The sequence below is a fragment of the Halobaculum sp. MBLA0147 genome, from assembly GCF_041361345.1.
Lineage (GTDB): Archaea > Halobacteriota > Halobacteria > Halobacteriales > Haloferacaceae > JAHENP01.
The window spans coordinates 2,203,747-2,223,468 of record NZ_JBGKAD010000001.1 but is presented as its reverse complement, the minus strand read 5'-3'; the positions used below and the strand labels follow the sequence as shown (position 1 = coordinate 2,223,468).

Here is a 19,722-nt window from a genome sequence, read left to right as displayed (position 1 = left end):
CACGGAACCGAGTACAGATCCACGGGAGAGACGGGGAGAGCGGCCGATTGCTGGCACTTTATACTGGTGGGGGTCCGAGCGGGTGGTATGAGCGGCTTCGAGCAGATGGAGGAGGACGGCGTCGTCTGGATGAACGGCGAGTACGTGGACTGGGAAGACGCCACGACCCACGTCATGACGCACGCGTTACACTACGGGTCCGGCGTGTTCGAAGGGGTCCGGGCGTACGACACGGAGAAGGGGACCGCGATCTTCCGGTGGGACGAGCACTTGGACCGGCTCTACGAGTCGGCGAAGCCGTACGACCTCGACATCGAGTACGAGCCCGAGGAGTTGACGGAGGCGACGCTGGAGGTCGTCCGTCGCAACGACCTCGACAGCGCGTACATCCGGCCCATCGCCTACTACGGCTACGACTCGCTGGGCGTCTCGCCGGGCGACTGTCCGACGGACGTGGTGATCGGCGCGTGGCCGTGGGGCGCGTACCTCGGCGAGGACGCCTTGGAGAACGGCGTCGAGGTGATGGTCTCCTCGTGGCGCAAGCACGCCTCCAGCCAGATCCCGACGAACGCGAAGACCACCGGCCTGTACGTCAACTCACTGTTGGCCGGGGAGGAGGCCCGCCGTAACGGCTACACCGAGGCCATCGTCCTCAACAAGGAGGGGAACGTCGCGGAGGGCCCCGGCGAGAACATCTTCCTGGTGCGTGACGGCGAGATCTACACGCCCGGACTCTCGGAGTCGATCCTCGGCGGGATCACTCGCGACACCGTGATCACGCTGGCGGAAGAGCGCGGCTACGAGGTTCACGACGACGTGTCGATCTCGCGTGGGGAACTCAACACCGCCGACGAGCTGTTCTTCACCGGCTCGGCAGCCGAGGTGACGCCGATCCGGCAGGTCGACAACGTCGAGATCGGGAACGGCGGGCGTGGACCCGTCACCGAGGAGCTTCAGACCGCGTTCTTCGACCTCGTCGAGCGTCGCACGGACGAACACGACGAGTGGTTCACCTACGTGGAGTAGGCCACTCGTTCGCGTCGCCGGTCACGTCTCTCGTTCTCGCCACCGCTCGGTATGCCGTCCGGTCTCGTCACCGCTCGGTACGCTCGCTCGTGTCGCCGCTCGGGACGCTCCTCGTATAGACCGTCGAACGCAGAACGGCGACGACGACCGATCCGTGTGCCCACTGTCGGGGATCGGTCGCCACGGGGGAACGGAGCGACGTGGTCGGCTTACTCGAACAGTTCGGTCGCCTGCTCGAAGCGTGCGCTCGGCTCCTCCCAGTCGACCACTTCGAAGAAGTTCTCCACGAAGTCGCCGCGGGCCGGGCCGTAGTCGTAGTAGTAGGAGTGCTCCCACACGTCCAGTGCGAGGATCGGGTGGCCGCCCCAGATCGCGCCCTGGTCGTGTTTGTCCACCACGACGTTCCGGAGCTGGTTCGAGAAGCTGTCGTACACCAACAGCGCCCAGCCGGACGCGTCCGCGGCCGCGGCCTCGAACTCGCCCTTCCAGGCCTCGTACGAGCCGAAGTCCTCCTCGATCCGGTCTGCCAGGTCGCCCGTCGGCTCGTCGCCACCCTCCGGCGACATGTTCTGCCAGAACAGGTCGTGGAGAATGTGACCCGAGGAGTTGTGGGTCACGTCGCGGATCGCACCCGCCGAGGAGCCGAAGTCGTGTTCTTCGCGGTTCTCCGCGAGCGTCTCCTCGGCACTGTTCCAGCCGTCGACGTACCCCTGGTGGTGGGTGTCGTGGTGCCAGGTGAGCACCTGCTCCGAGACGTGCGGTTCCAGTGCGTCGTACTCGTACGGGAGTGGGTCGAGTTCGTACTCCGACATGCAGACCGACGTACGGCCGGCTCCGACTTGGGCGTTCTCTGAAGCGACTTTGTGTACGAGAGTCGACACGTCTGTAGAGTCGTCGAATCTGCCGCCCCGGGGCGCGAGCAGGCGTCTGGGCGGCCGTGGGAACGGCGACGCAGACGGCAAGTGTGTATGTCACGTGGTACCACCTGCACGCGAGATTCAAGTCCGAGGAGGCCATACGACCGGGTGGAGGTGACGACGACGTGATCCACTCGTTCCAGACGGTTCTCGCACGTGCGGGGTGCCGGGACGGCGACCGCCGGTTCGGCGGGCTGCCCGAACGGATCGACCCCCGCGAGCACGTGGACTGCGTCGTCGGGCCGGCGCCGTGACGCGTCGCTGACGCCGGACGCAGTTCGCGTCCGCCGCCGCGGGCCGGTCGCACACGCGGCGTCGAGTCTCGTGGGTCGTCGTCTCGACGGCCACACCGCTCTCGACACCCGTGGCACGTGTGACCCGCGCCGCGGCGGACTCGCGTCACTCACCGTCCCGACCCCGCTCCGTACCGTTCCGGACTCGTCTCCGACGACGCGTCGCGACGAGTCCACGACCACACCGACACACGACACAGATGCACCCGACGCACCCCTCCACCGACGACACGCACCGCACCGACCCGAGTCTGGTCACGACTGCCCTCGCCGCCAGCCTGCCGCTGGCGGTGATGGCCGCGGCCGCCTACCCCGTCGCAGCCGCCTCGGCGCTGGCCGGCGTCCTCGCCACCGCGGTCTACTACCGACTGACCGCCGAGGCGTGACGAGCGCCGTCTGCTCGGCGTCCCCGCCGCGCGACCGTCGCGTGACCGGCACGAGGCCAGACCGACCGTAGTTCGGGTCGAGACGACCGACCGAGTTCGTTCTCTCGGTGGCAGTTCGTCCGCGAGTGGCGACACTGGCCGCGAGCGACGAGCGGGGCGTGTCTACCACACCCCACTCGCGACCGATCACCCGTCCGAATCGCCGTCCGCTCCGACGGGCCACTCGTCGGCGTCGAACACCGCCGCCGGGAGTTGTTCGCCAGCGGCGTCGAGGCCGGCCGCGACGGTGACGTGCCCGTCCGCCGGGCGCCGTGCCGCCGGATCGGTCGCCGTCGACTCGCGCCGGCGCGCGACCACGAGCAGCGGCGACCCGCCGGGTGCCGACCCCGGGAGCTCGCGCAGCTCCGCGAGGTCGTACCACCCCGGCAGTCGCTCGCGCGTCTTCTCGCCGAACCGGGTGTCGCGGAACCGCCCGGCGACGACGGCGGCGAGTCGGCCGCCGGGAGCGAGCCAGTCCGCGACGCGTTCGAGGTACAGCGCCGAGAGGTCGTAGGTGTAGTACGCCGTCTCGTAGTCGGCGTACGCCGCCGCAGCCGGACCGTCCGGAACCGCGCGCCGCAACACCGTCGGGAACCGCCCGAGCACGACGTCGTACCGCCGCCCGGTCAGCGCGTCCGGTGCCGGTGGGCGGCCGTCGTGACCCGCCGCCAACGGGTCCGTCCGGAACACACGCAGCGGCTCCAGCGCGAGGTCCGACGACTCGCGTGTGGCCGCGACGAGGTCCGGCAGCAGTTCGAGCCACAGCCGCGTCTCCGTGACGCGACACGCCAGCGGGTCCGGGTCGACCCCGGTGAGCGACCCGCGGACGGCTCGTAGGCGTGCCGTCGGGGAGGCGTCGGCCAGCCGCTCGCGGAGGCGCGCCGCGGCGGCGACGAGGTACCGCCCGTCGCCACACGCCGGGTCGACGACCGCCGGCGCCGCACCGCGGACACCCTCGTCGCCCCACAGTCGGTCACAGACGGCCTCCGGGAACGACGGCGTGTCCGTCGTCGGGTCCGTCCCCGACACGGCAGGTGGATCGTCGCCGGTCGCGACCGCGGGCACGTCCCACTGCCGACGGAGATCGTCGTACGCCGCCGCGATTCGGGCCGGTGACGACGGGAACGGACAGTCAGCGAGCCGGTCCATCGTCGCGGCGAGCGCGTCCGCGACCCGCTCCTGTCCCGTGTCCGTCTCGCTCCCGGCGTGTGCGAGCAGCCAGTCGGCGGGGTCCGGGGTCGCGCGTTCGACGGTCGGCCGTCGTGCCTCGCGGGCCGCGGCGATCACGTCGCTCGCGTCGCGGTCGAGCCCCGACGCCGCCCACGTCTCGCGGAGTCGCCGCCGTCCCTCGCCGGCCGACAGCTCCGGGACGACACCGTTGGCCGCCAGTGCTCGGCCGAGCAACAGGTCGTCGAGGAGCGCGGCGGCGGTGACGCGGACGAACGCACGACGGTTCTCGCCAGGCGTGAACCCGGTGCGACGCGCGCCGCGCACCCACGAGCCGTAGGCGGCACGGAGCCGCCTGGCGGGCTCGGCGGCCGCGTCGACCTCGACGAGGCGACGGCGTGCGGGGCCGGCGGCGTCGGGTTCCGCGCTCGCCAGCGCGTGCTCGATCGCGGTCGTCGCCGCCTCGCGGTCGCCCTCGAAGTCGTCGATCTCCGCCGAGACGGTCTCGTGAGCGCGCCCGACGGCCGGGACCAGTTCCTGCTCCAGACAGTCGAGCGCCGTCGCCACGAGCGCGTCGCCTTCGGCGTCCGTCTCCGGCGTGGTGGTCGCGGTCGTCTCCGACATTGTGTCGTCCGCAGTCACCGCCGGCGTGGTGTCGTCCACTGCTCCCTCCGGTCCCCCACCGTCGCCCGCACTCGCCTCTGTGTCGCCGTCGCTTCCGGCAGTTCCCGTCTCCGTGTCGCCGGCGGCGGAGTCCGACCCACCGTCGTCGGCGGGGTCGACCGCTGGCTCCCCCCCGCCGCGTTCGTCGTGTGTCCCGTCTGTGAGCGCGTCGACGCGGAGGACGCGCAACTTCGCCAGTTGCAGTTGGCGAGCGGGGTCCAGCGTCTCCGACGGCGGGCCGCGACGCGCCGCGGCCACCGTCTCCGCGAGCGACACGTCCGCGCGACGACGCGCCGGTGTACCACGGATCGTCTCCACCGGGTCGTCGCCGTCCGCCGCTCTCGCGTCGGCCGCGTCGCCCGACTCGGCCGCACCGACCGGATCACCCGCCGCGGCGTCCCCGTCCAGCCGTTCGTACACGAGCAGGCGCGACGGCGTGGCGGCGACGACGAACCGAGCGGGGGTCCCGGCCGCGGCGGCGAAGGCGGGCTCGACGACCGCCGTCGCGTCCGCTCCCCGCCCCGCCGCGGCGAGGACGACCGCCACCCGCCCGTCGACGGCGAACCGGACGACGCCGCCGGACTGACTCGCCGCCGCGGCGTCGTACCCCAACACGTCCTCGAACACCGCCTCGCGGATCGCCGTCGCCGTCGCCGGCCCGGTCTTCCCCCGACCCAGCGACGACTCGACGCGTTCACACGCGCTCACCACCCGCTCGACGAACCCAACCTGCTCTGTCGAACTCACGTCGTTTCCACCGAGTTACCAGTGTCTGTGAGTGAATCCACTTAGGGGTACCTCCCGACGGCCGCCCGACGGCGACACGTCCGACGGACGGCAGCCACGCGTCTGACGCGCTCGCGACGGAAGAGTGACAACGTCGTGACACGCGACACCTGGGCGCAGACCCAGGTGCGACACTCGGACGCAGACCCAGACGCGACGGTCGCGTCGACCACCGCGAGACCACCGGCTGTGGGCGAGCGCGTCCGACGCGGCGTGTGGACGGTCTGGAGTGTCCGACGCCGTGTCCCGGCAGTGTTAGGTAGCTCCGTCCCCAGTGCTCGTCTGTGACTCGATCCCACAAGACACACGTGGGGGAGGGTCCCCCCAGAGACCAATGAGCGAGAGTGATGTCGACATCGACGCCGACGAGCGCACCGCACTCCCCGTCGACGAGGCGGCAGACCTCGTCGCGCGGGTCGCAGACAACGTCGCCGACGTGATCGTCGGCCACGACGACGCCATCGAACACATCCTCGTCACCGTCCTCGCGCGCGGTCACCTCCTCTTGGAAGACGTCCCGGGTGTCGGGAAGACGATGCTCGCGCGGTCGATCGCCCGCTCGGTCGACTGCGAGTTCAAACGGGTCCAGTTCACTCCGGACCTCCTCCCGGCGGACGTGACCGGGACGAACGTGTTCAACCAGAAGAGCCAGGAGTTCGAGTTCCGCCCGGGACCGGTGTTCGCCAACGTCGTGTTGGGCGACGAGATCAACCGCGCACCGCCGAAGACACAGTCGGCGTTGCTGGAGGCGATGGAGGAGACACAGGTGACCGTCGACGGCGACACGCGCGAGTTGGCGGAGCCGTTCACCGTCATCGCCACCCAGAACGACGTGGAGCCGGGGCGAACGTACGAACTCCCGATGGCGGAGATCGACCGCTTCATGAAGAAACTCCGGCTCGGCTACCCGGACGTCGACGACGAGACCGTGATGCTCGACCGGACGGCCGGCCACCACCCGATCGAGTCGTTGGAGCCGGTGGCGACGACCGCCGGTCTACAGAGTGCACGCGAGACGGTCGGGGACGTGGAGGTCTCCGAGCCGATCCGGTCGTACGTGACGGAGTTGGCCAACTACACTCGCCAGAACGCCCAACTCGGCGTCAGTCCGCGTGGGAGTATCGCGCTCGTCCGCGCCTCGCAGGCCCGAGCGGTCGTCGACGGCCGCGGCTACGTGATCCCCGACGACGTACAGACGGAGGCCCAGACCGTGTTCCCACACCGGATCAGACCGCGGACGGGCAGCGAGACGGGACTCGACGTGACCGAGGCCGCCCTCGAGTCCGTCCCGGTCGAGTGAGGTGGTGGACGTGCGACTCACACGACGCGGCAAGGCGGTGCTCGTCGGCTGCGTGCTCGCGGTCGGCTCCGCGGCACTGTACGGCCCGCGAGCGCTGAACGCGCTGGTGGTCCCCGGCGTCGTGGCGCTGGTCGCCGCGTACTTCCAAGTGTCGCGGGCGACGGCCCCCGAGGCCGTCCGGGAGACGCCCGGCGACGACCACGTCGGTCGCGGCGGGACCGTGGAACTGGACTTCGTGGAACGCAGCGGCGTCGGCGGGACCGCCGAACCGCTCGCGCGGCCGTTCGTCGGTCGGGTCACGGAGACGCTGCCGGACGGCGTCTCCGCCGAGGATACCACGGTGGAGACCGTCGTCGGGAGCGAACCCGTCACCTACGAGGTGACGTACGAAGCCCGCGGTGAGCACGTTCTCGGTCCGGCGACCGTCGCCGCTCGCGACGTGCTCGGACTGCTGGAGCGGGAGTTGGAGACGGACGGGACCGACACCGTGTTGGCGTACCCGGAACTGTTCGCCATCGCGCGGTGGGCGCGTCGCGACCTGCGTGCGCTCCACGAGACGGGCATCCACGAGGAGCGCTCCGAGTTCGACCGCCTGCGCGAGTACACGGACGGCGACTCGCTGCGGGACGTGCACTGGAAGACGACCGCGAAACGCGACGAACTGATCGTCAAGGAGTTCGCCGCGGAGGCGGAGACGGAGGCGGTGACGCTGGCGGCCGGCGCAGAGGCCGGCGGTGCCGACGGGATGGCCTCGGCGACCGCCTCGCTGGCGCTCACGCTGATCGAGGACGGCGTCCCCGTCGAGGTGACGCTGCCCGGCGGCGCCGTCACCGCCGGGTCCGACCGCGGGAGTCGAACCCAGCTGCTCGAACGACTCGCGACCGTCGGTCCCGGTCGCGTCCGGACGGAGGACGCCGACGTGGTCGTGTTCGGGACGGAGTCGGAGACGACGATCACGGTCGGCGACAGCGAGACGACCTTCGAGTCGCTGCGTGCGGACCGCGCACCGGCCACGCGACTCTCGACCGACCACACCGCCCCGCGACCGGACGACGGGCGGGAGGTGGCGGCGTGAGCCGCGCACGCCCGGAGCCCGGGAGTCGTGTGTCGACCGGCGGGAGGACCCACAGCGGACGGCGGACCACGGAACCGGAGACGGACGACGATGGGTCGGCGGTTCTGGGGGCGGTGCGGTCGCCGCCGACGGTGGGCGTGGTGCTCGCCACGGGGGCGTTCGTCGCCGCCTTCTACGGGATCACCGACGTGGTCGGCGGCGGTGAGTTCCTCCTGCTCGAGGTCGGCGTGACCGCCACGCTGGGGCTCGTCGCGGCCACCCAGCTGCGCGAGCGAACCGCGCTCGCGGTGGCCGTCGGCGGGTTCGCGCTCGGGCTCGTCGCGTACTTCCTCTCCGTCCCGGAGAGTCAACGGGCGCTGTTCACCGCCAGCCGCGTCCTGCAGGACGTGTTCGCGCTGGTGTCCGGACTCTCGGTCCTGCGGCTGATCAACGCCGGGACGTGGGCGGTGACGCTCGTCCCCGGGCCGACGTTCCTCGTCGCGTACCTCGTCGGCCGGCGACGGCACGTCTGGGCGGCGACGGTCGCCACCGCGACGACCGCCTTCTTCGTCCTCACGAGCGACGCCGGTGCCGGTCTCGCGTTGGCCGCCGCGGTCGGCGGCGCGCTCACCCTCGGGCTCGCCGGGCTCTCGACGGCCGGACTGCGGGGACTGGAGGCGCAGTGGGACACCGTCGCGGTGATCGTCGCCGCGATGGTCGTCGTCACCTCGCTGACGGTGGTCGGCGGCGGCGCGAACCCGGTCGTGCCGGGCGGCCCGTCGCCGTCCGTCGAGTCGAGTCTCGTCGCCAACAGCGACCGAGTGTCCGTGCTCGGGAGCATCACCCTCTCGCCGGAGGTGCGGTTCACCGTCGAGTCCGAGGAGCCGGGGTACTGGCGCGTCGGCTCGTACGACCGCTACACCGGCAGCGGCTGGGTCCGCAGCGGCGAGTCCACACAGTACACCGGGACGGTAGAGGGGCCGCCGGGTGAGAGCGTCTCCGTCGAGCAGACGTACACGGTGAAGGGGTCGTTCGGCGCGATCCCGGCGCTGTGGCGGCCGACGAGCATCAGCGGCGAGACACGGGAGATCACACAGGTGACGAGCAACGACGGGTTCGCACCCGCCACGTCGCTGCAGGACAACGAGACGTACACCGTCGTCTCCGAGCGACCGGAGTACACGACCGGCGAACTCCGCCGCGCCGGCACCGACTACCCGTCCGAGTTGTACGCCCGGTACACGCGGACACCGGACAGCACCGCCGAGCGCGTCGACGAGCGGACGGCAGAGGTGCTCTCCGAGGCGGGTGCGTCGACACCGTACGACGCCGCGGTCGCCGTCGAGCGGTACCTGGAGTCGACGAAGGAGTACTCGCTGGACGTCCCCAACCCCGGCGGGAACATCGCGGAGACGTTCCTGTTCGAGCGAGACGCGGGCTACTGTACGTACTTCGCGACGGCGATGGTGACGATGCTGCGCACCCAGGGGATCCCGGCACGGTTCGTCACCGGCTACACGACCGGGCAGCGCGTCGGGCCCGAGGAGTACGTCGTCCGCGGGTTGGACTCACACGCCTGGGTCGAAGTGTACTTCCCGGACGTCGGGTGGGTGCGGTTCGACCCGACACCCGCGACGGAGCGTAGTGCGGCCGAGCGGTCCGCCGTCGAGTCGGCTCGCGCCAGCGGCACGTCGGGGGTCGACCTGAACGGCTCCGCGGACGGCGTGTACACCACGCCGCCGCCGACGGTGACCGTCGACGAGACGCCCGCGACGGACCCGGGTGACCCCGGGACCCCGCGTGGACTCGCGCAGATCGCCGGCTCGGCGACGGCGAGTAACGCGAGTGCCGACCCCGGCGACTTCGGTGCGGAGTTGGGTGTGACGACCACCGGGACCGGCGAGAGCGAGTCCGACGACGGCAGTCCGCTCCCGACGCGCCGCGAGGCGGTGTTGGGACTCGCCGCACTCGTGGGTGCGGTCGCGAGTGCGCGACGGTTCGGCCTCACGAGTCGTGCCTACCGGTTCCTCTGGCTGGTGTACCAGCCGTCGTTCGACGAGCCGGACGCGGCCGTCGAACGAGCCTACCGGCGACTCGAAGGGCTCGCAGAGCGCCGTTACCGCCAGCGACGGCCCGGCGAGACGCCACGGCAGTACGTCGCCGCGATGCGACACCGCGGACTCGACGGCGACGCCGAGCGCGTCGCTCGGACGTTCGAGCGCGCCCACTACGGCGCCGGCGTCTCCGCGACCGAGGCCGAACGCGTCGTCGAGACGGTCGACGGACTGGTTCACGACGACCTGCCGGTGCTCGGGCGACTGCGTCGGGGGTCGTGATCGACCACGGAAATCTCTCCCGGAGGCCTCGCTGGACGGGAGAGAACCCACACTAAGGGACGTGCTTGATCGTCAGCCGACCGAGACGCAGATCAGAGAGCGGTCGGCCGACGAACGGCTGCTCGTTCGTGAGGAGCCGTGGATACACCTGATCTGGGTTGACACCTGCTCTATCCAGGATGTTCAACAGTACGTACGCCTCGGCGAGCCGGACGTTCGAGTGGTCAGTATTGACTGTCGTGAGAAACTCAGAGAGGTTCGCAGCGGCGGCCAACACCGGTGCGTCTTTCGGTTCCATGTCACAGACTCTTGCCAGTGTTCGTGCAGTCGCCGTGTTCCGTGTCGTCGGAATATCGATGTCTGCGACTTGACGAATGTGGGCAGCAGCAACGGTGTCGCTTCGACCGAGTGATTCGATGACAAACCGGGCTGGCTCGACAAACTCGGTCCGCATCACACGCGCGAACTCCGCGAGCACGTAACGGGGAATGTACGCAACCCGATCCCCGCACAGTAACTCCTCGAGAATGTCGACAGCCCACTGCTCGGACTCGGTGGCCCCGTAGACGAGAATCTGTGTGTCGAGTACGTCGACCGGCGTCGACATCACGGTTCCGTCTCTGTTTCAGTGTCGTTGACATCGGGGAGATCTATCGTGGTCGACGAGCCCGCATCGAGAGAACTCTCGCCATCTGTGATGTGGAAAAAGTTGAGAATTCCATCTTCAGACCGAATCTGGCTCGTCTCCAAGCGCTTCTCCCAATCGATGTCAGCGACCACGAGCATGGACCGGGCTCGTTCGAACCGCTCGCGCGCTGCTGGAGGCGCACCGGCCGCTGAATCGAGCTTCTCGGCGAGTTCCTTGCTCATAGTTGACTCTACCGTCTGTACGACTCACGAGTGCGCAGCCTCTTATCGGTTTGGCCGAATAGTTGGATGTGATTGTCGAGTGAAAATCCCCCGGTCTACTGGTGACGACGTGAGCGGTGCCTACAGGACCGAGGTGAAGTTCACCCACGCCAGCGGTGCAGACGGGAGGTTCGCTGGGACACTGTCGGCGAGTCCACAGCGCACCCGGAGTCGACTAACACCGGTGAGACGGGGGCGACACCCGAACTGTTTAATACGACGCCGCAATACTTCAAGGCGGAATGTCCGAGGTATGCTCGACGTGCGGACTGCCTGACGAGCTCTGCGTCTGTGAGGACGTGGCCAAGGAGTCTCAGGAGATCAACGTCCGCATCGACGAGCGCAGGTACGGCAAGGAGGTAACGATCATCGAGGGATTCGATCCGAGCGACGTCGACATGGACTCGCTGTCGTCGGATCTCAAGTCGAAGTTCGCCTGTGGTGGGACCGTCGAGGACGGCTCCATCGAACTCCAGGGGAACCACACCGGCCGCGTGGAGGACTTCCTCCGCGACAAGGGGTACAACGTCGCGTGACCCACCGTACCTGACGCCCGCACGTCGAGCGCCACGCCGCTCGACGGCTCCGTTCTCGATCCGTCACCGCGCCAGTGGCGACGCTGGCGGGAGCGCGTCTCTGCGGTGCCGTCGGCCGGCGTCACTGGAAGTGCGCGTCTACGGTGCCGACCACCGACGCCACCGGCGGTGAGTGTCTACAGTGCCGACCGCCGACGCCGTCGGAGGTAAGTGTCCGCGGTGCCGACCGCCCGAGGGATGCACACACCCGTGCGGTCGTTGCTGGTCGGCTGGCTCGTCGTCTGTCTCGTGACCGGACCCGTCGCCGGCGCCGTCGACACCGGTGGAACCGTCGAACGAGGCGACGACCCGATCGGCACCGACTCCACACGCGCGGGTGACCGAACACACTCGTCCGGTAGCGCCGACGCCACGACTCGGGGGACCACCGGAACCGAACACGGCGGGGTCGACACACGCGACACGGACGGCACGGTACGGGAGAGCGCCCGGACGGGGACCGCGGGTGCGACGAGCGAGCACACTGGAGCGGCGGCGCTGTCGGACCACGAGATCGTCCAGACGGCGACTCTGTCGCTCACGCCGTCGGAGCCGGGTGTCGTCCGAATCACGTACGACTACACGCTGCCGTCGTACCTCTCGTCGCTGACGGTCCGGTTCGGGGATCGCGTCTCCGTCGTCTCGCGGGACGGCTTCGAGGCCGGGAGCGACGGTCGCGAGCGGTGGGACGAGTCGACGAGTGACCCCTCGCTCACCGTCCGGTACCGAGCAAACGTCACGGGGAGTGCGGGACTCGAAGACACGATCACCGACGCCGCTCGTCGCGAGCGACCGGTGACGGCGGGCGAGCGCTCGCTCCACGAGGCCCCGGTGACGACGGGACGCCACGCGATCCACGGAACCGGGGTGGCGACGAGCCACCGGACGACACGCGAGACGGCTGCGACCGGGAACTACGCGTTCGTCGACACCGGGCCGTGGGCCGTCGTCGACCTCCCCGGCTACGGCGTCGACTGGACGTACCCGAGCGACGAGCGGGCACCGACGTTCCGCGACCGGGCACGTGTCGACGGCGAGGGAGCCGTCGGCGACGCGATCGCGTTCCTCGGCGCGCACGAGACGTACACGCGGACGGCCAACGACCAACAGTTCCGGCTCGTGGTGCCGGCCGCCGCCGACCTCGCCGCGACACCCGAGCGCGTGCTCGACGCCACCGCCGCGGCGTCCGGCCGGTTGCGTGTCGGGGACCGCGACGACCGAGTGTTCCTCGTCGCCGCACCGACGAGCGTCGACTGGGGCCCGGGCGGCGTCCAGACGGGTGACGCCGACTACTGGGTGCGGGCCGACGCCTCGCTGGCGGGTGCCGACAACGTCTGGCTCCACGAGTACGTCCACACGCGGCAGGACTACGAGCCGACCACCGAGACCGAGTGGGTGACGGAGGGGTCGGCCGACTACCTCGCGGCGCGACTGGCGCTGGCGGACGGACTCGCCGAGTTCGGCGCGTTCGCGGAGCTGCTGGAGCGCGGCACCGCGCCCCGGTACGACGACGTGCGACTGTCCGACCCCGGGACGTGGATCGACGGCGCACAGTACCGGACGGGCGCACTCGTCGCCGGAGCGCTCGACCGGCGACTGCGGGCCGCCAGCGACCGGACGGCGACGTTCGACACGGTGTTGCGACGGATGAACGAGGCGGACGACCGGGTGACGGGCACGGAGTTCCGGTCGTACTTGGCGAGCGCCGGGAACGACACCGTCGCGGGCGAGGGTGACCGGTACACGACGACGACGGCGCGACCGGCGGTGTGGGACCGGACGACTCACTCCCGGCTGTTCGGTGCGGTGGCACTGTTCCGGACGACGGTGACAGGCGTCTCCGTCGCCGGGCCGTACCGCGAGACGAGTGGCCTCCGACCGGGCGCGACCGTCGTCCCGAACGAGACGGTGACGGTCCGCGCGACGGTGTCGAACGACGGTGACGCGGCCGGCGACTACCGACTCGTCGCGGCGGTCGACGGAGAGCCGCTGGCGAACCGCACCGGGCGACTCACCCCCGGCGAGACGGCGACGGAACGGGTGTCGTACACCGTCCGCGAGCCCGGTCCGGTGACCCTCTCGGTCGACAGGGAGGTGCTCCGACTCCGAGTGCGCGAGCCGGCGACGCCAGCGGTCACTGGCCTGGAGACGAACCGGACGACGACCGATCCCGGCGGAGCCGTCCGCGTGACGGTCGAGACCGCGAACCCCGCCGACTACCCCGCCGACGGACCGGTCCGCGTGACACGCGACGGCGAGGTGGTCGCGTCGCTCCCGGTCCGGCTGGCACCCGGCGGCTCGGAGAGCTCGACCGCGACCGTTCGGCTCCCGTCGACGGGCGAGTACACCCTGCGAGCGGGCGGCGAATCGGTGACGGTCCGGGCGGCGACGCCGACGGCGACTGCGTCCGACGACGCCGAGGAGACGGCGAGTGGCGACGGTGGGACCACGAGCGGCGGCGGTGAGACACCGACGGACGGCGGCGCGACGGGCGACAGCACCGACGGGTCGGACGCCGGCGGGAGTTCGACCGGTGCGTCCGGGTTCGGCGGCGTGGTCGCCGCGGCGGCGCTGCTCGCGGTGTCGGTACTCGCGGGGCGTCGCGGGCGTGGCGGCGACTGATCGGCGCTCCGGCGTCGCTCGATCTCTCCCGGGCGTCCCCGCTCCGGTGTGACGCGACCTCTCCCGAGTGTCCCCGCTCCGTCGGTGTTTTGTCGGTGGGCCGAGTCGCGGACGGTATGGTCGGGCGAAACCCTCGGTACGCCGTCACGGACACGTTCCAGCAGGCGGTGGGGGGGTTCCTCCTCGCCGGCCCGTTCGTCGTCACACAGGAGGTGTGGGATCTGGCGATCGGAATGGCGTGGTACCAGGCGCTCGTCACCGTCGGGTTGGTGTTCGCCATCGGCTACGCCGCGCTCTACCGGGCCGACTCCGACCGCGACCCGGACCGGGAGGCCGAGGTGGCGGGGGTGCCGGTGCGGTTCCTCTCGTTGGTCTCGGTGTCGTACCTCTCCGTGCTCGTGTTGGCGCTGGCGTTCGACGCCCCGGGCACGTTCCTCGTCCCGCTGTTCGGCGAGGACCTCCGTACCATCGCGTGGGTGACCGTGAAGGCCGTCAGCGTCGCCAGCGTCTTCTCCGTGATCGGTGCCGCCACCGCTGACTCGCTGTTCTGAGTCGACCCCGTCCGCACCAAGAAGCGGCTCTCGCGACTCTCACGACACCCCCGTCTCCGCCGCCCTCGCTACTCTCGGAGCTCGTCCCGGACCGCGACGTCGAGTTCGGTCGCCGCGCGGAACACCGGAGAGTCGGTGTCGACGCGGTAGCGGTGTGCGTGCGAGACCTCGGTGACGAGGCCGACGGCTTCGAGCGTGTCGATGTGGTTCCCGACGGTGTTGCGACTCACGCCCGCCAGTTCCGCGAGTTCACTCTTGTTGAACTCCCGTTCCGCGGGGAGATCCAGTAACGTGTCGACGATGGCACTCACTGCGGGTGTCCCAGTGATCGCCGCCCAACCGGTCGGTGTGGCCTCTTCGGCCGTCCCGTGGGGGTCACCGGTCGCCACTGCCGATCACCCCGGTAGCGTGACGACACACTGTGGTCGGAGACGCTCGTCTGTCGTGTATCACTGTTCGACGGTCGGGACCCAGTGCACTATAGGTTTGTGTATCGTGTCGGTGATCTCGACACGTATGCTGTAGCTATATCACACTGTGCACAACGAGATTCACAATACTGAAACCGAACGCCACACGACACCCCGCCGTGACACGTGGTGAGCGGCGGCGAGAGTTGCTCGGACGGTTCGTGTGGCGACTGGCCCGGATGCACGGCTGGGGCGGGCGGGTACAGTTCGAGACCGCTCTCCGCGCTTCGTTCGCGGACTCGGAGATCGGCGAGGCGAGACGTCTCCTCCGACCGCTGTTGCGGTCGCAGGGTGTGGTCTTCCTCGCGTGGAGCGAGAGCGACGACGAGTACGTCAGAATGCGTGGCGACCGACGCGTCGCGGTCGCGTACTTCCTCCGGGACGAAGCAGGGTACGACGAGTTCCGGATCGAGGCGACGGTCTCTCGCTTCCAGCGTGTAGACGGCGGGTTCAAAGAGACACAGCGCCCGACCGAGACACTCGTGGAGTGGCCGTAGCTGCGAGTCGACTGGGGCACAGCCACTCGACACTCTCGACGGTCGCTCACTCCACCGGAATCCCGTGTCGCGTCAGGAACTTCGCCACCTCGGTGATCTCGACGGGACTGGCGATGATCTGACAGTTGTCCCCGTCTCGCGAGTGGACCGTCACGGTGAACTCCGCCTCCAGTTGCTCCCGAACCCCATCCAGCGCATCACAAGGGAGGACGATCTGTGTGCTGTCACGGAGCCGCGCGGGGTCCGGCATGGTGCACGGCTACGACTTCTTGCCACGACGTAAGAACGTACCGAAGAGTCGTCGCCCGAGACCGAGAGACGTAGACGGAACGACAGCGGGTGACCCCCGCGAGCGGGCGGCGACACCACGGGACCGGGGACCGGCGAGCGTGGAGATCGGCGGGCCAGCGGGGCCGAAGGGAAGCGTTTTCACCGACGGCCCACCGACTCCACGACGAGCGATGGGACTGGAAGAGGAGATCGAGGACCTCCGCGAGGAGATCGCCGAGACGCCGTACAACAAGTCGACGGAGGCACACATCGGTCGGCTGAAGGCGAAGCTCGCGGAGAAGAAGGAGAAACTCGAGAACCAGTCCTCCGCGGGCGGCGGCCACGGCTACGCCGTCGAGAAACACGGCGACGCGACGGTGGCGCTGGTCGGCTTCCCCTCCGTCGGGAAGTCGACGCTGATCAACGCCCTGACGAACGCCGACAGCGAGACCGGCTCCTACGAGTTCACGACGCTGGACGTGAACCCCGGGATGTTGCAGTTCCGCGGCGCGAACGTCCAGATGCTGGACGTACCGGGGCTCATCGAGGGGGCCGCGGGCGGCCGCGGCGGCGGGAAGGAGGTGTTGTCCGTCGTCCGGACGGCCGACCTCGTGGTGTTCGTCCTCTCGGTGTTCGAGATCGAACAGTACGACCGGCTCTCCGAGGAGCTGTACGACACGAACATCCGGCTGGACACCGAGCCCGCGAACGTCAACATCCGGAAGACGCACAAGGACGGCATCCAGGTGACGATGGGCGACGACGTGACGCTCGCCGAGGAGACGGTGAAAGACGTGCTCCGCGAGTACGGCTACGTCAACGCCGTCGTCACCATCCCCCACGACCTCACCATCGACGAGTTGGTCGACGCCGTGATGGACAACCGAGAGTACCTCCCGTCGATGGTGACGGTGAACAAGGCGGACCTGATCGACCGCGACTACCTCCCGACGGTGAAGGAGCAACTGCGCGACCGGGGGCTCGACCCCGAGGAGGTCGTCTTCATCTCCGCCGAGGAGGAACGCGGGATGGACGGGTTGAAGGACCGACTCTGGGAGGAGCTCGGTCTGATCCGGATCTACATGGACAAGCCCGGACGGGGGGTCGACTACGAGGAGCCGCTGATCCTCTTCGAGGGGGCGACGGTCGACGACGCCTGCGAGAAGATCGGCGGCGAGTTCGACGACCGGTTCAAGTTCGCCCGCGTGTCGGGGCCGAGTGCGAAACACGACGAACAGCAGGTCGGGCGGACACACGAACTGGCCGACGAGGACGTGTTGCGGATCGTCGCCCGGAAGTGATGGCCGCCGACGCGCGAGCGGACGACGGTGAGTCGGTCGATGCCGACGCACGAGCGGACGACGGTGGGTCGGCCGACACCGACGCGCGAGCGGACGACAGTGGGTCGGTCGGCACGGATCCTCCAACTCGGCGACCGCTCGTCGCGGTCGTCGCGGTACTCGTGGCCGGAGTCGTGCCGTGGTCGGTCCAGCGGTTCACCGGCGGCGAGGTGTTCTTGCGGTTCGCGTGGGGTGGCGTGAGCTTCGAGCCGGCCGTGACCGTCCAGTGGCTGTGGGCGTACCCGTTGTTCGCCGGGCCGCCGGTGCTCGTCCAGTGGGTCACCGCGACCGGCTGTTGGCTGTTGGCGCTGGCGAGTGCCGCGAGTGCGGGTGTCGGACTCGAAGACAGACGCGTCACCGTCGGGCTGCTCGCGCTGGCGGGTGTGGTGAACGCGCTGGTGGCGCTGGAGTTCGGCGTCCAGCCGACGCGGACGGGCTACCCGACCGGATCGCTGGCGGTGTGGCTCGTCGCCGGCTGGCACCTCCGTGGTGACGGGCGGGCAGCCCGCGGGGCTTCGCGCGGCGACGGCGGGTGACACTCGACGACCACGACTGGCGACTCCGAACGGAGCCGTCGAGAGCCGGCCCCACGCGTCACTCGTCGGCCACCTCGGCCGCGCCGTCGTCCGACTCCGTCGCGACGATCCGGTCGGAGAACCGGAGCGTCACCGTCGTCCCGTCGGTCGTGTCCACGTCCAGTTCGGCCCCGAGCGCGTCCGCACTCCAGCGGACGAGCCACAGTCCCAGGCCACTCCCGTGGTCGAGTGCCGTCTCGCGACCCGCCGCGAGCGGCGAGAGTTCGTGGTCCGGAATCCCCGGGCCGTCGTCGGCGACCGACACCACAACCTCGCCGTCGTGGTGTCGTGCCGCGACGACGACCGTCTCGCCGCCGTGGGTCACGCCGTTCTCGACGAGCGTCTCGACGGCCAACCCGAGCGGCCGCGGGTCCAGCGTCAGGCGCAGGTCCGCCGGCACGTCGACGACGACACGCGGCGCTGGGGCGTCGGAGGGGTCCCGCGTCGAGTCGTCCGTGGCCGAGTCGTCCGTGCTCTCCTCGGCTTCGCCGTCAGCACTCTCCGCACCCGCACCGCCCGTACTCTCCGCACCCGCACCGTCCGCGACCGGGCCGAGATCGGCCGGCGATAGCGGTCCGTCGCCGTCCCCGGCCGCGCTCCCTCCGGCGGCCGCCGCGGTGGTCGTGGTCCCGATACCGTCGACACGTCCGACGGCGTCGTCGACGACGGCAGCGAGCGCGACAGTGCGCGACTCGTCGTCACCGTCGAGAGCGTCCGCGGCGGAACGCGCCTTCCCACCCAACTCGACGAGACCCGCCGTCTGTGTGCGGATCTCGTCCGCGAGTCGCGCCGGCTCCCCCTCCGTCGTCGCCGCGATCTGGTCGGCGTACACCTCCACGACACTCAGGTCGTTGCGGAGGTTGTGCCGGAGCACGCGGTTGAGCACGCCCAGCCGCTGCTGGCGACGGCGTTGCTCGGTCACGTCCTGCAACACCACCGTGTGTCCGACTCGCCTGCCGGTGGTGTCCGACAACGACGAGACGGTGACGGTGAACGTCCGCCGGCGGCCGTCGACACGCACCGGGACGCTCTCGGGGGGTGCGGCCGGGTCCAGCGGCTCGTCGAGCAGCTCCGCGAGTGGCTCCCCGAGCGCGTCCCGCTTGGCGCGGCCGAACAGCGTCTCGCCCGCGGTGTTGAGCGTCACGACGCGGTCGTCGGTGTCGACGATGACCACCGGTGTCGCCACGTCGTCGATGGCCGCCCGCTCGCTGGCCCGCCGCGTCGCGGGGTCGAACTCGAACATGTCCGAGCCGAGGAAGGCGTACGCGTCGAAGACGACGTGCGGCAGCGCCAACACCGGCATCAGGTTCACCCCCGTCGGCGGGAGGCCGAACGTCCACAGCGTCGCCCCGACCGCCGGCGGGAGTGTGCTCACACCCACCGCGAGCGCCTCGCCGCGGTACAGCGGGCCGTAGCTGACGACGGTGTCGAACAGCAGGATCGCACCACCCGCCGTCGACACGGCCCCGACGACGAAGGCGGCGTAGACCGCCGGACCGCGTGCGTAGGTGACGCCGACGACGCCCGCGGTCTCGAGCAGTCGGAACTCCGTCCACGTGAGGCCGTGTAGCGGTGTCGCCGCCAACACGACGGCGAGCAGCGCGGTGACGGCGGCAGTGATCCGGAACGGCCACGACGAGAGGAGGCCACCACGGCCGGTGTACACCAGGGCGAACGCGGCGAACGTCGGGCCGATCCAGACGAACACGACCCAGAAGACGACCTCCGCGACCGCGCGCCAGACGGGGTCCGTCACGAGGAACCCGATCCCGTACGCGGCCGTGTACACCGTCTGGAGCCCGAGGACGAGCCGGAACCAGTCCGCGCCCGGCGCGTCGCTGTACGCACGGAGTCGCACGAGCAGGTACACCGTCCCCCCGGCCGCTCCGAGCGCGCCCAACACCGGGAGGGAGGTCACCGACGGCATCGTCTCACAGAGACACGCC

At 70.1% G+C, this 19,722-nt stretch carries 19 protein-coding genes; 12 read left to right on the top strand and 7 right to left on the bottom strand.

The features are described 5' to 3' along the window. The first annotated feature begins 87 nt into the window (after window positions 1–87). A complete protein-coding gene (locus RYH80_RS10630) occupies window positions 88–1,026 on the top strand; it encodes a branched-chain amino acid transaminase (protein WP_370903848.1) in 939 nt (312 codons plus the stop codon). A 209-nt stretch (window positions 1,027–1,235) separates the two neighbouring features. On the opposite strand, the gene sod is transcribed toward RYH80_RS10630, so the two are convergent. After that, on the bottom strand, window positions 1,236–1,838 hold the full coding sequence (sod, locus tag RYH80_RS10625) for a superoxide dismutase [Mn] (RefSeq protein ID WP_370903847.1): 603 nt from the start codon (window positions 1,836–1,838) through the stop codon (window positions 1,236–1,238). Window positions 1,839–2,068: 230 nt separating this feature from the next. Here sod and RYH80_RS10620 point away from each other — a divergent pair, with 230 nt between their 5' ends. Beyond that, window positions 2,069–2,197: a hypothetical protein gene (locus RYH80_RS10620; RefSeq protein ID WP_370903846.1), complete on the top strand. Its 129-nt coding sequence runs from the start codon at window positions 2,069–2,071 to the stop codon at window positions 2,195–2,197. A gap of 239 nt (window positions 2,198–2,436) precedes the next feature. After that, window positions 2,437–2,622, top strand: coding sequence for a hypothetical protein (locus tag RYH80_RS10615; RefSeq protein WP_370903845.1), 186 nt, complete (start codon window positions 2,437–2,439; stop codon window positions 2,620–2,622). Window positions 2,623–2,808: 186 nt separating this feature from the next. Here the strand turns inward: RYH80_RS10615 and RYH80_RS10610 are convergent, their stop codons facing one another. Next, entirely contained in the window at window positions 2,809–5,238 is a 2,430-nt protein-coding gene (locus RYH80_RS10610; RefSeq protein ID WP_370903844.1) for a hypothetical protein, read from the bottom strand. Between the two features lie 373 nt (window positions 5,239–5,611). Between RYH80_RS10610 and RYH80_RS10605 the strand changes: the two genes are divergently transcribed. Genes RYH80_RS10605 through RYH80_RS10595 form a run of 3 tightly spaced genes read left to right on the top strand, consistent with a single transcriptional unit; the run spans window position 5,612 to window position 9,967 of the window. Next, entirely contained in the window at window positions 5,612–6,577 is a 966-nt protein-coding gene (locus tag RYH80_RS10605) for an AAA family ATPase (protein WP_370903843.1), read from the top strand. Between the two features lie 10 nt (window positions 6,578–6,587). Continuing rightward, window positions 6,588–7,652: a DUF58 domain-containing protein gene (locus tag RYH80_RS10600; protein ID WP_370903842.1), complete on the top strand. Its 1,065-nt coding sequence runs from the start codon at window positions 6,588–6,590 to the stop codon at window positions 7,650–7,652. Continuing rightward, on the top strand, window positions 7,649–9,967 hold the full coding sequence (locus RYH80_RS10595; protein ID WP_370903841.1) for a transglutaminaseTgpA domain-containing protein: 2,319 nt from the start codon (window positions 7,649–7,651) through the stop codon (window positions 9,965–9,967). Before RYH80_RS10600 ends, RYH80_RS10595 begins: the two co-directional genes overlap by 4 nt. Window positions 9,968–10,019: 52 nt before the next feature. Here the strand turns inward: RYH80_RS10595 and RYH80_RS10590 are convergent, their stop codons facing one another. Continuing rightward, on the bottom strand, window positions 10,020–10,574 hold the full coding sequence (locus tag RYH80_RS10590) for a hypothetical protein (protein WP_370903840.1): 555 nt from the start codon (window positions 10,572–10,574) through the stop codon (window positions 10,020–10,022). After that, on the bottom strand, window positions 10,574–10,837 hold the full coding sequence (locus RYH80_RS10585) for a hypothetical protein (protein WP_370903839.1): 264 nt from the start codon (window positions 10,835–10,837) through the stop codon (window positions 10,574–10,576). Before RYH80_RS10585 ends, RYH80_RS10590 begins: the two co-directional genes overlap by 1 nt. A 281-nt stretch (window positions 10,838–11,118) precedes the next feature. Here RYH80_RS10585 and yciH point away from each other — a divergent pair, with 281 nt between their 5' ends. The 3 genes from yciH (at window position 11,119) to RYH80_RS10570 (ending at window position 14,624) form a co-directional block, all read left to right on the top strand. Continuing rightward, complete coding sequence (yciH, locus tag RYH80_RS10580; protein ID WP_370903838.1) at window positions 11,119–11,412, top strand: stress response translation initiation inhibitor YciH; 294 nt, start codon at window positions 11,119–11,121, stop codon at window positions 11,410–11,412. A 219-nt stretch (window positions 11,413–11,631) separates the two neighbouring features. Beyond that, window positions 11,632–14,073 carry a CARDB domain-containing protein gene (locus tag RYH80_RS10575; protein WP_370903837.1) on the top strand — a complete coding sequence of 814 codons (2,442 nt, stop codon included), beginning with the start codon at window positions 11,632–11,634 and terminating at the stop codon, window positions 14,071–14,073. A 116-nt stretch (window positions 14,074–14,189) separates the two neighbouring features. Then, entirely contained in the window at window positions 14,190–14,624 is a 435-nt protein-coding gene (locus RYH80_RS10570; protein ID WP_370903836.1) for a DUF2391 domain-containing protein, read from the top strand. Window positions 14,625–14,692: 68 nt separating this feature from the next. On the opposite strand, the gene RYH80_RS10565 is transcribed toward RYH80_RS10570, so the two are convergent. Then, window positions 14,693–15,013: a helix-turn-helix domain-containing protein gene (locus tag RYH80_RS10565; protein WP_370903835.1), complete on the bottom strand. Its 321-nt coding sequence runs from the start codon at window positions 15,011–15,013 to the stop codon at window positions 14,693–14,695. A 200-nt stretch (window positions 15,014–15,213) separates the two neighbouring features. Here RYH80_RS10565 and RYH80_RS10560 point away from each other — a divergent pair, with 200 nt between their 5' ends. Next, on the top strand, window positions 15,214–15,591 hold the full coding sequence (locus RYH80_RS10560; RefSeq protein WP_370903834.1) for a hypothetical protein: 378 nt from the start codon (window positions 15,214–15,216) through the stop codon (window positions 15,589–15,591). 46 nt (window positions 15,592–15,637) lie between these two features. Here RYH80_RS10560 and RYH80_RS10555 read toward each other — a convergent pair whose 3' ends face one another. Continuing rightward, window positions 15,638–15,841 carry a VNG_1110C family protein gene (locus RYH80_RS10555; protein WP_370903833.1) on the bottom strand — a complete coding sequence of 68 codons (204 nt, stop codon included), beginning with the start codon at window positions 15,839–15,841 and terminating at the stop codon, window positions 15,638–15,640. Window positions 15,842–16,052: 211 nt separating this feature from the next. On the opposite strand from RYH80_RS10555, the gene RYH80_RS10550 reads away from it, so the two are divergent. Further along, on the top strand, window positions 16,053–17,162 hold the full coding sequence (locus tag RYH80_RS10550; protein WP_370903832.1) for an OBG GTPase family GTP-binding protein: 1,110 nt from the start codon (window positions 16,053–16,055) through the stop codon (window positions 17,160–17,162). After that, window positions 17,162–17,737: a DUF8050 family protein gene (locus RYH80_RS10545; protein ID WP_370903831.1), complete on the top strand. Its 576-nt coding sequence runs from the start codon at window positions 17,162–17,164 to the stop codon at window positions 17,735–17,737. The genes RYH80_RS10550 and RYH80_RS10545 overlap by 1 nt, the downstream gene beginning before the upstream one ends. Before the next feature lie 58 nt (window positions 17,738–17,795). Here the strand turns inward: RYH80_RS10545 and RYH80_RS10540 are convergent, their stop codons facing one another. Continuing rightward, window positions 17,796–19,703, bottom strand: coding sequence for a histidine kinase N-terminal 7TM domain-containing protein (locus RYH80_RS10540; protein ID WP_370903830.1), 1,908 nt, complete (start codon window positions 19,701–19,703; stop codon window positions 17,796–17,798). Between the last annotated feature and the right edge of the window lie 19 nt (window positions 19,704–19,722).

What these genes read in the sequence shown, in the direction of transcription:
- RYH80_RS10630 (WP_370903848.1), top strand. Translation starts at nt 88, where the DNA reads ATGAGCGGCTTCGAGCAGATGGAGGAGGACGGCGTCGTCTGGATGAAC.
- sod (WP_370903847.1), bottom strand. Translation starts at nt 1,838, where the DNA reads ATGTCGGAGTACGAACTCGACCCACTCCCGTACGAGTACGACGCACTG.
- RYH80_RS10615 (WP_370903845.1), top strand. Translation starts at nt 2,437, where the DNA reads ATGCACCCGACGCACCCCTCCACCGACGACACGCACCGCACCGACCCG.
- RYH80_RS10605 (WP_370903843.1), top strand. Translation starts at nt 5,612, where the DNA reads ATGAGCGAGAGTGATGTCGACATCGACGCCGACGAGCGCACCGCACTC.
- RYH80_RS10590 (WP_370903840.1), bottom strand. Translation starts at nt 10,574, where the DNA reads ATGTCGACGCCGGTCGACGTACTCGACACACAGATTCTCGTCTACGGG.
- RYH80_RS10585 (WP_370903839.1), bottom strand. Translation starts at nt 10,837, where the DNA reads ATGAGCAAGGAACTCGCCGAGAAGCTCGATTCAGCGGCCGGTGCGCCT.
- yciH (WP_370903838.1), top strand. Translation starts at nt 11,119, where the DNA reads ATGTCCGAGGTATGCTCGACGTGCGGACTGCCTGACGAGCTCTGCGTC.
- RYH80_RS10570 (WP_370903836.1), top strand. Translation starts at nt 14,190, where the DNA reads ATGGTCGGGCGAAACCCTCGGTACGCCGTCACGGACACGTTCCAGCAG.
- RYH80_RS10555 (WP_370903833.1), bottom strand. Translation starts at nt 15,841, where the DNA reads ATGCCGGACCCCGCGCGGCTCCGTGACAGCACACAGATCGTCCTCCCT.
- RYH80_RS10550 (WP_370903832.1), top strand. Translation starts at nt 16,053, where the DNA reads ATGGGACTGGAAGAGGAGATCGAGGACCTCCGCGAGGAGATCGCCGAG.
- RYH80_RS10545 (WP_370903831.1), top strand. Translation starts at nt 17,162, where the DNA reads ATGGCCGCCGACGCGCGAGCGGACGACGGTGAGTCGGTCGATGCCGAC.
- RYH80_RS10540 (WP_370903830.1), bottom strand. Translation starts at nt 19,703, where the DNA reads ATGCCGTCGGTGACCTCCCTCCCGGTGTTGGGCGCGCTCGGAGCGGCC.